The following is an 11,530-nucleotide window of genomic DNA, read 5'->3' on the forward strand; positions in this document are numbered from 1 at the left end:
TCCGGGGCTAGCGCGACCGTGCGATGGCAGCGAGCACCCGTTCCCGGATGACGTGAGGACGTGCAAGGTCCGCCCACGTGATACGGACCACCTGGTAGCCCAGCTCTCGCAGGCGGTCCTCTCGCCACTTCTCGGCGAGAAGATCGTCCATCGCCTCATACTTCGCCCGGCCGTCGAACTCGATGAGGACCTTGTGGGCGTCCAGTTTGAGGTCGGCGACCCCAATCAGCGTGGGTCCGTCCCAGACGGCGAACTGCGGCGTCGTCGGCCCGAGACCCAGCCCATTGATGGTCCAGCGCGCGCGGCTCTCACCCGTGGACTCGCTCCGCCCGTCCGCGGCAGCCACGACGCTGCGGACCTTGGCCGTCGCCTTGCCGAAGCCCCTGTCGACCAGTTCTGCGAGCTGACGGTCGACCTCGGCGCGTGCAGGGCCAGGCCGGTCCTTGGGGTCCCTGCGGCGCCAGCCGAACGGGTCCGGCTCCCGACCCTCCTGGTATGCGGCCTGCGCGTCGGTGACCTCAGCCTGGTGGAGGACGCCGTCCACGGCGACGATGCCGGTCTCGATGCCGTAGGTGGCCGCGACCTGGAGCGCAGCGAGGGCCGGGACTACTGTCACGATCCCATCAATCGGCACCACCATGTGCGCAGGCACGGGTGCGTGGACCCACACGATGCCGTCACGGCGTCCCTTGCCCGAGCCGATGCGGCTCATGTGCACGAGGTCGTCGTCGCCGTAGCACCGGAGGTCGAGGAGCCGCAGCGCGCTCCCGTGGCTGACGGCCAGGCCTCCGTCCGTGGGTGCCAGGCCTCCGTCCGTGGGTGTCAGGCCTACGTCCGTGGGTGCCAGGCCTACGTCCGTGGGTGCCTGACCTCCGCCCGTGCGGGCCACGTCTTGTCCCCTATCCCTGGCGACGTCGGTAGTCCCAAGGTGGAGGTGTGCTGGTGCCAGGCTCAGACCCACGGCGCTGACGGTCAACCGTTTGCGTTCCCAGGGTGGTGCTTGCCTCAGAGCTGAGGTGAGGACCAATGCGTCCCGGCGGACCCGCGTGACGTCTTTGGCCCGGACCGCAGCGTCGATGACGTGGCGTGAGATCCCGGCCGCGCGCAGCTGGGCCACGCTGGCAGCACCGCCTTGGGCCTGCAACAACTTCACGACGTCCGTTCCCATGGGCCGATTCTGGCTACCGGGGTGCGGCTTCGTTTCGAGTTATCCACAGGGGAGGAGGTCTAGACGCGAAGCAACCCCGGGTTATGCGCTGAGATCGCCGTTGTCGGCATGGATCTCGCCGCACAACCCGGGCTTCCCTGGCTCGTCCTCCATGTCGTGCTGGTCCAGGGGTGTGTTACGGACGGGCTTGCTGGTCCAGGGGTGTTGTTGCGAAGGGCCTGCTGGTCCAGGGGTGTGTTGCGGACGGCCCTGCCGACCCTGAGCCTCGCCCCGCGGTCGCGCGTCAGGCCAGACCCAGGTGATAGGCCTCTTCCCGCAGCTCGTCCCGGACCCGCGGGTGGGCGGCGTTCTCGATGAGGTCGTGCGCCTGCTCCTTCTCCGAGCGCCCCCAGAGGAGCGCCGTGCCCTGCTCGGTGACGATCGCGGTCTGCTGGAAGCTGGTGACCGGCTCGTCGACCATCGGCACGATGGTCGACACGTCCGCCTTGGGGTGCCAGGAGCGCAGGGCGATGAAGGACTGCCCGCCCAGGGAGTGCAACGCGCCGACGATGAAGTCCGTCTGGCCGCCGAAGCCGCTGTGGATCCGGGCGTTGATGCGCGAGGCGTTGGCCTGGCCGAAGAGATCGACCTCGAGAGCAGTGTTGATCGAGGTCATCAGACGCTGGTGGGAGATGAGGCCGGGGTCGTTGATGTGCTCGGTGCGCCCCATCCGGACGCGCTGGTTGCCGTCGATCCAGTCGTAGAGCTCCTGGGTGCCGAAGATGAACGAGGTGCTCAGCGGGTGCGTCTCGTCCAGCGCGCCCGCGCGGTCCAGGGCCAGCACGCCGTCGGAGAACATCTCGGTCCAGAGCCGCAGACCCTTGCGCCTGGTGAGCGCAGCCAAGGCAGCGTCCGGCACCGCACCGATACCCATCTGCAGGGTCGCGCCGTCGCCGATCATCGAGGCGACCTTCTCGCCGATGGTGATGGCGTCCTCGCCCAGCGGCGTGGAGGCGGCTGGGGCGGCGACCAGCGGGCTGTCGACCTCGACCGCGAGGTCGACGTGCTCGACCGGCACCAGCGCGTCGCCATAGGTGTAGGGCATCCGCGGGTTGACCATCGCCACGACCAGCGCCCCGCGCCCCCGCGCGGCCTCGATGGCGGCCGGCAGGACGTTGACCTCGATGCCCAGCGAGATCATCCCGTTGCGCGGCGGCGCGCAGTGCACGATCACCGCGTCCGGCGGCAGTGCCCCGCGGAAGAGCACCGGCACCAGCGAGAGCCGCGAGGGCACATAACGCAATCCCGGGTGCCGCCGCTGACCGGGGCCGACGAAGCAGGTCTCGGCGGTGACGCACTCCCGCTCGGGCAGCCCGTGGCCGCCGTTGAGCGCGTGCAGGATGTAGCGTTCGACGCTCTCGTCCAGAACCTTCACCAGCTCCCAGGGGATGCTGTGGTTGCCGGAGACGACGACCCGCGGGTTGTCGGGAAGGAAGCGCAGGGCGTGGGACAGGACATCGACGTCGATGGTCTTCACGGCCACCATTGTGTACCCCCCCATCGGCGATAGGATCGCCCGGGCCGTCGTCGCGGCGGCCACCACGGACTATCTGGCAGAGGAGGCCCCGTGAGCCTGTGGACGACGCACGGAGACGGTTATCGGATCGAGCCCGGGCACGTGGTCGCGCCCCGGGAGCGGCTCGCGTGGGGTCCCACGATCGGGATCGGTATGCAGCACGTGGTCGCCATGTTCGGCGCCACCTTCCTGGTCCCCCTGATCACCGGCTTCCCGCCCAGCACGACCCTGCTGTTCAGCGGCATCGGCACCCTGCTCTTCCTGCTCATCACCGGCAACCGCGTGCCGTCCTACCTGGGCAGCTCCTTCGCCTTCCTCGCCCCGATCGCCGCCGCCCAGGGGATGCACGGCCCGGCCGGCGCCCTCGGCGGCGTGGTCATGGCGGGCATCGCGCTGGCCCTCGTCGGGCTGATCGTCCAGGCCGTCGGCCACGCCTGGGTCAGCCGTCTCATGCCCCCGATGGTCACCGGCGCCATCGTGGCGCTCATCGGGCTCAACCTGGCACCGGCGGCCTGGGGCAATGTCGAGCAGGCGCCGGTCACCGCGCTGGTCACGATGCTGGCGATCGTCCTGTGCACCGTGCTCTTCCGCGGGATCCTGGGGCGCCTGTCGATCCTGCTCGGCGTCGTGGTGGGGTATGCGGTAGCCGCTTTCCGTGGGGAGGTCGACTTCACCGCCATCGGTGAGGCCGGCTGGGTGGGGGCGCCCACCTTCATGCTGCCCGAGTTCCACTGGAACGTCATCGGCCTGTTCCTGCCCGTGGTGCTGGTCCTCGTCGCCGAGAACATCGGGCACGTGAAGTCGGTGGCCCAGATGACCGAGGAGACCGCGGACGACCTGGACCACATGATCGGGCGCACCCTGCTCTCCGACGGGCTGGCCACCACGCTCGCCGGCTCCGGCGGTGGGTCGGGGACGACGACCTACGCGGAGAACATCGGCGTCATGGCGGCGACCAAGGTCTACTCCACGGCCGCCTATTGGGTGGCCGGGATCACCGCGATCCTGCTGGCCTTCCTGCCCAAGTTCGGCGCCGCCATCCAGACCGTCCCCGTCGGGGTGCTCGGTGGGGCCGCGACCGTCCTCTACGGCATGATCGGCGTCCTCGGCTTCCGGATCTGGGTCGAGCACCGCGTGGACTTCAGCAACCCGATCAACCTGACGACCGGTGCCGTGGCGCTGATCGTCGGCATCGCCAATTACACGGCCGTCCTCGGCGACCTCGTCTTCGAGGGCATCGCGCTGGGCACCGCGGCCGCGCTGATCCTCTACCACGGCATGCACGCCATCAACCGCCTCACCGGGGCGGTCGCCAGCGAGGGTGGGCACTTCGAGATCGGTGGGTCCACCAACCGGGCCCCGGAGATCGCCGACCCGTCGTGGAGCGATCCGCAGGGCCGCTAGACTGATCTGAGTCGTCATCCACCCGAAGGGAACAACTCGTGAGTGCACTCCAGGTCGAGCTCGTCGCCGCGGACCGCAAGGTCTGGCAGGGTGAGGCTGCGATGGTCAGCGCCCGCAGCATCGACGGTGATCTGGGCATCATGCCCGGCCACACGCCCATCCTCGGCGTGCTGGTGACCGGCGAGGTCCGCATCAAGTCCACGGGTGGCTCCACCGAGACGGTCACCATCGACGGTGGCTTCCTGTCGGTCGACCACGACCGCGTCGTGATCGTGGCCGACCGGGTCGACGCCGGCAACCTCGCCTCCCAGGACCAGACCGCCTGACCCATGCCGGACAGCCTCATCCTGGTGACGCTCGCCGTTCTCGGCGCGCTGGTGATCCTTGGGGTGGGGCTGCTCGCGTTCCGGTTCTTCGGCGAGCAGGGCGCCGTGTGCCCGCCCATGCCCGCCGCCTACCGTGCCGCCGGGGACATCTGGCGTCGCGGCACCCTGCGCTTCGACGACGACCGCCTGGCCCTGAAGGGGTCGGGCGGTCTTTCTGCCGGTCCGTGGCTACGCGGCAACCTCGACCTGGGCATCGCCTCCCGCGCGGGGGAGGAGGACGCCCGTCAGATCCGTCGTGAGGGCCTGATCATGGTCCCAGTCACCTACGGCAGCTCGACCTTTGACCTCGCCCTGGACGAGGAGCACTACACAGCGCTCCGGGCCTGGGTCGAGGCCGTCCCGCCGGGCTGGAACGCCAGCGTCGCCTGAGCCGCGACAGCCTGAGCCGCGACAGCCTGAGCCGCGACAGCCTGAGCCGCAACAGCCTGAGCCGCAACAGCCTGAGCCGCAACAGCCCCAGCCCCGATAGGGAAGGCACGGTCGCCCGAGCCCCCAGGCCGAGGTCAGGCGTCGTCGTCGGTGGGGTCGTCGTCCTGGGCCACCCCAGCGCCCCGTCCGCGCCGCACCGGTGCCTCCTCCCGGCCACCGCCCGGCTGCCACAGCACGTCGCCGTCGCCGGAGAGGTTGGCCACCCGGGCCAGGATGAAGAGCAGGTCGGAGAGACGGTTGAGGTACTTGGCGGTCAGCGGGTTGACCCCGCCCTCGCCCTTGGCCGCGTCCTGCCCGGCCGGCTCGTCCCCGTATGCCTCCAGCGCCGCCCACGCCGCACGCTCGGCACGACGGGTCACGGTCCGCGCGACCTGCAGATGGGCCGACCCGGGCGTCCCGCCGGGCAGGATGAACGAGCGCAGCGGCTCCAGCCGCTCGTTGTAGTGGTCGCAGTCGGCCTCGAGCTCGTCGATCCACTCCGCCCGCACCCGCAGCGGCTCCCACTCATAGCTGGCCCGCAGCGGCATGCACAGGTCGGCGCCGACGTCGAAGAGGTCGTTCTGGATCCGCGTCAGGGTCTTCTCGACCTCGTGCGACAGCGCACCGCAGGCGATCGCGACACCGATCATCGAGTTCGCCTCGTCGGTGTCGGCGTAGGCGGTCAGACGAGGATCGGTCTTGGCGGTCCGCCCGTTGTCGCCCAGGGCGGTGGTGCCGTCGTCTCCGGTGCGCGTGTAGATCCGCGTGAGGTTGACCATGCCCAGATCGTCCCACGCACCTTCTGCGACGCTCCGCCTGGGTCGAGGAGGGTATGCAGCAGCTCGCCTCAGGTGACGAGCGTCGCCGAGGCGCGGCGCGGGTCGGCCCCGGCCTCGAGCCGCCCGTCGCTGTGCCGGGCCGCGGCGCCGACGCCGCCGAAGTACATCGCCAGCCGGTCGTGCTCGAAGCGGACCAGGCACGCCTCGTCCAGGCTGGCGGCGATCTCGGCGTCCTGCTCGTGGTCGATCCGGGTGGAGCCGTCGTCGAGCCGGCGCGGGTGCATGCGGGGCCGGTCGATGGCGGTCTGCAGGTCCTCGCCGTGCATGGCCAGGTGCGTCATCACCTGGGCCAGGGCCGTCGTGATCCGGTCGGCGCCGGGGGTGCCGATGGCCAGGACGGTGCCGTCCGCGCGACGGGCGGTGGTCGGGGCCATGTTGGAGGCGAGCCGGGTGCCCGGGGCCAGGGCGTGCACGCCGAGGCGGTTGAGCTCGAGCTCGCCGAGGGCGTTGTTGCCCATGAGGCCGGTGCCGCTGATCGTCATGCCGGAGCTGTAGCCGGCGGAGGCGGTGAAGGCGCACGCCAGGCCCGTCTCGTCGACCACGGACACGTGGGCGGTGCTGGGGGAGCGGGGCAGCCCGAGCGAGCCGATCTCGTGCAGCGTCTCCAGCAGCTCGGCGCCGGCGGCCGCCAGGTCCTCGGCGGTGTCGATCCGGTCGAGCCGGATGTCGAGCACGTCCTTGAGCACGGTCGCGGCCCGTGCCGGGGTGATCTCCTCCTCCACGGCCTGGAGCAGGCGCAGCATGGCGGTCAGGACCGGGCCGCCGATCGACGGCGGCGGGTTGCAGGCCAGGTGCCAGTCGCCCAGCGTGCTGCGCAGCGCCGGGCGCACGACCGGGCTGTAGGCGGCCAGGTCGGCGGCGCACAGCAGGCCTCCGCGCTCGCGCATGTCGGAGTCGATCGCGCGGGCGACGTCGCCGGTGTAGACGGTCTGCCAGCCCTGCTCGCCGATCTGCTCCAGGGTCTGCGCGAGGTGCTCGTCGGCGATGGGGTGGCCGACGGGGGGTGCCTCGCCACCGGCGGTGAACAGCTGGCGGGTGCGGGGGTCCCAGGCCAGGATCGAGTCGTAGATGAGCACGAGATAGGACTGGGCGGTCCGGCTCAGCGTGTAGCCGTGCCGGGAGACGTCGGCGGCCGGCTGCATCAGCTGGGCCCAGGGCGCCGCCCCGAAGCGTTCGTGCGCCCAGCCCATGCCGGCGAACATGCCCGGGGTCGCGACCGAGCCCGGCCCGACGAAAGTCGTCATGCCGCCGCCGTAGCTGTTCTCCACCTTGATCAGCCCGGCCCCGAAGCGCTCCTCCGGCTGGCCGCGACCGGGCATCTCGACGTTGGCGTCGATGACCACCGGGTCGCCCTCGGTGGGCCAGATGTTGATGAAGCCACCGGCCAGCGGGGAGACGATGCCCGGCTCGGTCACCGTGGCCACCATCATCGCGGCGATGGCCGCGTCGACCGCGGTGCCCCCGCAGTCGATGGCGTGCTGCGCCGCCTGGGTGGCGTGCGCGTTGGGGGCGGCGATCGCGGCCTGGTGCGTCATGCCCCGATTCTGCCGCACCTCCTCAGCAGACCCTGGACTCCGCGTCCTCAGAAGAGCCTGGACTCCGCGTCGTCGATCCCGCGCAGCGCCTCGTAGTCCAGCGTCACGCACCGGATCCCGCGGTCGGCCGCCAGCACCTTGGCCTGCGGCTTGATCACCTGGGCCGCGAAGATCCCGGTCACCGGCGCCAGGTGCGGGTCGCGGTTGAGCAGCTCCAGATAGCGCGTCAGTTGCTCGACACCGTCGATCTCGCCCCGGCGCTTGATCTCCACGGCCACGGTCGCCCCGTCAGCGTCCTTGCACAGGATGTCGACCGGGCCGATGGCGGTGGGATACTCCCGCCGCAGCAGGCTCCAGCCTTCGCCGAGGGTGTGGATGTGCTCGGCCAGCAGCGCCTGGAGCTGTGCCTCGACGCCGTCCTTGACCAGGCCCGGGTCGATGCCGAGCTCGTGGCTGGAGTCGGAGAGGACCTCGTGCAGCCGGATCCGGAGGGTGTCGTCCCGCTTGCCGTGGCTGACCAGCCAGACCGACTCCACGCCCTCCTCGCGCTCGAGCTCGTCGGGGTCGACCTCGGCCATCGAGCAGGGCGGGGCCATCCAGTTCAGCGGCTTGTAGGAGCCGCCGTCGGAGTGGATGAGGACCGAGCCGTCGGCCTTGACCATGAGCAGACGGGTCGCCAGCGGCAGGTGGGCCTGGAGGGCCCCCTGGTAGTCCACCGAGCACCGGGCGATCACGACACGCACGCGGGTCACCCTAACCCGCCGAGGGCGTCCGGTGAGGTGCCCACAGCACCCGGCCCCACCGCATACCCCGCCCCTCCTGGTCTGAGAAGATCGTCCCATGCGTGAGATCAGCACGGTCGCGGTCATCGGCCTGGGCACCATGGGTGCGGGCATCGTCGAGGTCTTCGCCCGGGGTGGCCTGCGGGTCATCGGGGTCGAGACCACCCAGGAGTTCGCCGACCGCGGTCGCGCGATCCTGCAGAAGTCCACCGACCGGGCGGTGGCCAAGGGCAAGCTCGACGAGGCGGGGCAGCAGGAGATCCTCGACCGGATCAGCATCACCACCGAGTTCGCCGACCTGGCCGGGGCCGACCTGGTCGTGGAGGCGGTGCCCGAGATCATGGCCCTCAAGCACGAGATCTTCGGCAAGCTCGACGAGGTCGTGGCCGACGACGCGATTCTTGCCTCCAACACCTCGAGCCTGTCGATCACCGAGATCGCGGCGCCGACCAAGCACCCCGAGCGGGTCGTGGGCATGCACTTCTTCAACCCCGCGCCGGTCCTGAAGCTGGTCGAGGTCATCACCACGCTGCGCACCGACGACGCCGTGCGCGACGCCGTGGTCGCCGTCTCCGAGAAGCTGGGCAAGAAGCCGGTGGTGGTCGGCGACCGCGCCGGCTTCGTGGCCAACTACCTGCTCTTCGGCTACTTCACCTCGGCGCTGAAGATGGTCGAGACCGGGCACGTCTCCCGCGAGGACCTCGACACCGCGATGCGCGTCGGTGCCGGCCTGCCGATGGGGCCGCTGACCCTGATCGACCTGGTCGGCCTGGACGTGTGCCACCACATCGGCGACGTCATCTACTCCCACACCCGCAGCCAGATGCACGCGCCGAGCCCGTTGCTGGGCCGCATGGTCACCTCCGGGCTGCTCGGCCGCAAGAGCGGGCGCGGCTTCTACACCTACGAGGGTGGCCGGATGGTCGAGGACGCGCAGACCCCGGCGCCGGTGGCCGACTCCGGCCTGTCGGTCGTCGGCGTGGTCGGCACCGGAGAGGTCGCCGACGAGCTCGTCTCGCGGCTCGAGGGGGCGGGGTATGAGGTTCGCCACGTCGCCGACGCCGAGGACTCCGGGGAGCTCGCCTCGCTCAAGGACGCCGGGCTGGTGGTCGAGGCGCAGGACCTCGACTTCGACCTCGAGGACCTGGAGAACCTGGAGGACGGCGAGGAGCTGCCGGGTCGCGACCTGGAGGACCTCTTCGCCGAGCTGGGCGAGGTCACCGGGCCCCAGACCGTGCTGGCGACCGTCAACAGCGCCGCCGCCATGGGCCTGGCCGCGCACTCCGGCCGTCCCGAGCGCAGCGTCGTGCTGCGCGTGCACGCCCCGACCGGAAACGGTCAGGTCATCGAGGTCGGTCGCACCTCGGTCACCGACGAGGGCGCGCTGGACCTGCTGCGCGGCGTGATCACCAAGATGGGTGCCGAGCCGGTCGTCTGCCGCGACCGGGTCGGTCTGGTCGTCGACGCGCTGCTGGTGCCGCACCTCAACGACGCGGTCCGGATGCTCGACGAGGGCTATGCCTCGGTGCAGGACATCGACACCGCGACCGTGTTCGGCCTGGGCTATCCCGTGGGCCCCTTCGCGATGATCGACCAGATCGGCGCCGACGAGGTGCTCTCGATCTGCGAGGAGCTGGGCGGGTCCGGCCTGCCGCGTGAGGCCGTCGAGCCGTCCCCGCTGCTCATCGAGCACGTCGTCCTGGACCGTCCCTTCACCAGCCGCTGAGGCTGCTTCTTCCGTCGTGGGCCGGTCGAACCGTCGCCGCAGGGGCGGCCGGCCCCTCCCTCGGGCCGGCGGCGGACTGCCGCCGAGCCTGCGCGAGCCGGCCGTGACCGAGGTCCGCTACGCCGGGCAGGTCTGGGGCGTGCGTCAGGTGCGCCCCAACGAGACAGGGAGGGTCTACGTCTGCCCCGGCTGCTCCGGCGAGGTCGGCGCCGACACCGCCCACACCGTCGTCTGGCCGCTGGCCTCGATGCAGACCGTCGAGAACCGCCGCCACTGGCACGGCGTCTGCTGGGCGGCCCGTGACCGCCGCCGCCCCCACGGCTCTTTCGCCTGAGGAGCTGTGCGCCCGAGCGGGTCTCAGAGATCGAGAGCGGCGGAGGCGACCACGGCGCAGGTCCAGGCCAGCGGCGCGACGGCCGCGGGTGAGCCATCCTTGAGGACCTTCTCGGGCAGGGCGCCGGCGGGGGTGCGGTGCCGAGCGAGCCAGTTCAGAATCCGCCCGGCCCGTTCGTGATCGCCGAGCGCGGCATGGGCCTGGGCGAACAGGGCCGTCTCGGGGGTCCAGCTGATGCCGTCCTGGCGCCAGCCCTCGCCGGGGGCGATCCCACCGGCTGGCCGGAGCATCGCCTGCCACGCTGTCCCGAGCAGTGGAGCCACCTCGCTGTCGAGTCCCCGGACGTAGGGCGGCAGCAGGAAGGTGATGGCGCTGTCCTGGCCACCGCCCCGCACGTAACGCTGGTAGCCGCGCGCGCCGAAGCGGGTGCGGATCGTGCCCGTCAGCCGCTCGGCCGCGCCGCCGGCCCGTGCCGCCTCGGGGCACAGCTCCCCGCCGAGACGCGCCGCCGCCTGGAGCCCGCTGAGGGTGACGGCCGCGATCCCCAGCGTCGTGCGGCGTTCGGGCACCTCCCAGTAGTCCGGCGTCGGGCTCGGCAGTCCGTCGCGCGACCGGTCGAGGTCGGCGAGGACCGCGCGCAGGCCCGCGCCCGCCGCATGCCCGGTCAGCTCCAGAATCTCGCTGCGACGGGAGGGCAGGAGGTCGCAGGCCTCGGCGACCGCCCAGAGGAACCAGCCGACCCCGTCCGCCTGGACCGGGCGGTCGTCGGGCACCCCGCCGAGCAGGGTCGAGCGTGCCTCGAACCGACCGTCCTCGCGCTGCACCTCGGTCAGGAAACGGAGCCAGGTCAGGACGTCCTCCGCCCTGCCGAGGCGGGCCCAGGTCCGGACGACGTGGGCGGCGTCCCGCGGCCAGACGTAGCGCCATGGATCGTTCCACGCCGCGACCGGTGCGGGGAGCCCGTGGCTGAGGACGTTGAGGTCGAGCACGCTGGAGGCCACCAGCTCCCGCCACTGCGGTGCCACCGACGCCTCGGCGGCGCTGAGCAGCTCCTGCTCCGTGAGAGCGACCTCGCTGGTGCCGTCCGCGTCGTCCAGCACCCGCGAGCGTTCTCGCGGGAAGACCTCGCCCTCCTTGAGGAGCACGCGCTGCCCGGTCATGGTGATGCCGACCCCGCCCGAGTAGAGCGAGACCCGCGAGCGGTCGGGCCGGAGGGCACGCTCGACCGGCACGCCCACCGCGACCCCGGCGGCCGCGATTCCCAGGCCCAGCACGGACCGGCGCCGCAGCTCCGTCATGCCCTCAGACTGTCACGCGGTCCGCGTGACAGGGGCAGGGTGTGTCCGCCGGTGGGGACCAGACCGTGTCGCCGGCGGGGAGCAGAGCGTGTCGT

11 protein-coding genes are annotated in these 11,530 nt (G+C 71.4%); 5 read left to right on the forward strand and 6 right to left on the reverse strand.

Annotated elements, in window-relative coordinates:
• Window positions 1–7: 7 nt before the first annotated feature.
• Together ACTMMA_RS00555 and ACTMMA_RS00560 are read right to left on the reverse strand one after the other, a co-directional pair.
• Window positions 8–889 carry a putative endonuclease domain-containing protein gene (locus ACTMMA_RS00555; RefSeq protein ID WP_441188146.1) on the reverse strand — a complete coding sequence of 294 codons (882 nt, stop codon included), beginning with the start codon at window positions 887–889 and terminating at the stop codon, window positions 8–10.
• Window positions 890–1,451: 562 nt separating this feature from the next.
• Window positions 1,452–2,684 carry an acetyl-CoA hydrolase/transferase family protein gene (locus ACTMMA_RS00560; RefSeq protein ID WP_441188147.1) on the reverse strand — a complete coding sequence of 411 codons (1,233 nt, stop codon included), beginning with the start codon at window positions 2,682–2,684 and terminating at the stop codon, window positions 1,452–1,454.
• A gap of 90 nt (window positions 2,685–2,774) precedes the next feature.
• Between ACTMMA_RS00560 and ACTMMA_RS00565 the strand changes: the two genes are divergently transcribed.
• Genes ACTMMA_RS00565 through ACTMMA_RS00575 form a run of 3 tightly spaced genes read left to right on the forward strand, consistent with a single transcriptional unit; the run spans window position 2,775 to window position 4,882 of the window.
• Window positions 2,775–4,127 (forward strand): uracil-xanthine permease family protein, encoded by a 1,353-nt coding sequence (locus ACTMMA_RS00565; protein WP_441188148.1) that lies wholly within the window; start codon window positions 2,775–2,777, stop codon window positions 4,125–4,127.
• Between the two features lie 38 nt (window positions 4,128–4,165).
• Window positions 4,166–4,453: a F0F1 ATP synthase subunit epsilon gene (locus ACTMMA_RS00570; RefSeq protein ID WP_441188149.1), complete on the forward strand. Its 288-nt coding sequence runs from the start codon at window positions 4,166–4,168 to the stop codon at window positions 4,451–4,453.
• Window positions 4,454–4,477: 24 nt separating this feature from the next.
• The gene (locus ACTMMA_RS00575; RefSeq protein WP_441188150.1) at window positions 4,478–4,882 is read left to right on the forward strand and encodes a DUF2550 family protein; all 405 of its coding nucleotides are present in this window, start codon (window positions 4,478–4,480) and stop codon (window positions 4,880–4,882) included.
• A gap of 134 nt (window positions 4,883–5,016) precedes the next feature.
• Here ACTMMA_RS00575 and ACTMMA_RS00580 read toward each other — a convergent pair whose 3' ends face one another.
• The 3 genes from ACTMMA_RS00580 to nucS all read right to left on the reverse strand — a co-directional run bounded on the left by ACTMMA_RS00580 (window position 5,017) and on the right by nucS (window position 8,038).
• The gene (locus ACTMMA_RS00580; protein WP_441188151.1) at window positions 5,017–5,700 is read right to left on the reverse strand and encodes a cob(I)yrinic acid a,c-diamide adenosyltransferase; all 684 of its coding nucleotides are present in this window, start codon (window positions 5,698–5,700) and stop codon (window positions 5,017–5,019) included.
• A gap of 68 nt (window positions 5,701–5,768) precedes the next feature.
• Entirely contained in the window at window positions 5,769–7,295 is a 1,527-nt protein-coding gene (locus ACTMMA_RS00585) for a gamma-glutamyltransferase (protein ID WP_441188152.1), read from the reverse strand.
• 47 nt (window positions 7,296–7,342) lie between these two features.
• Window positions 7,343–8,038 carry an endonuclease NucS gene (gene nucS, locus ACTMMA_RS00590; protein ID WP_441188153.1) on the reverse strand — a complete coding sequence of 232 codons (696 nt, stop codon included), beginning with the start codon at window positions 8,036–8,038 and terminating at the stop codon, window positions 7,343–7,345.
• Window positions 8,039–8,135: 97 nt separating this feature from the next.
• Between nucS and ACTMMA_RS00595 the strand changes: the two genes are divergently transcribed.
• Window positions 8,136–9,803: a 3-hydroxyacyl-CoA dehydrogenase family protein gene (locus tag ACTMMA_RS00595; protein ID WP_441188154.1), complete on the forward strand. Its 1,668-nt coding sequence runs from the start codon at window positions 8,136–8,138 to the stop codon at window positions 9,801–9,803.
• Between the two features lie 16 nt (window positions 9,804–9,819).
• Window positions 9,820–10,137 (forward strand): Rv1322 family protein, encoded by a 318-nt coding sequence (locus tag ACTMMA_RS00600; protein WP_441188155.1) that lies wholly within the window; start codon window positions 9,820–9,822, stop codon window positions 10,135–10,137.
• Window positions 10,138–10,160: 23 nt separating this feature from the next.
• Here ACTMMA_RS00600 and ACTMMA_RS00605 read toward each other — a convergent pair whose 3' ends face one another.
• A complete protein-coding gene (locus tag ACTMMA_RS00605) occupies window positions 10,161–11,435 on the reverse strand; it encodes a glycoside hydrolase family 15 protein (protein WP_441188156.1) in 1,275 nt (424 codons plus the stop codon).
• Between the last annotated feature and the right edge of the window lie 95 nt (window positions 11,436–11,530).

Origin of the sequence: Ornithinimicrobium panacihumi (genome assembly GCF_052073805.1) — a bacterium.
In the GTDB taxonomy this organism is placed as follows: domain Bacteria; phylum Actinomycetota; class Actinomycetes; order Actinomycetales; family Dermatophilaceae; genus Ornithinicoccus; species Ornithinicoccus panacihumi.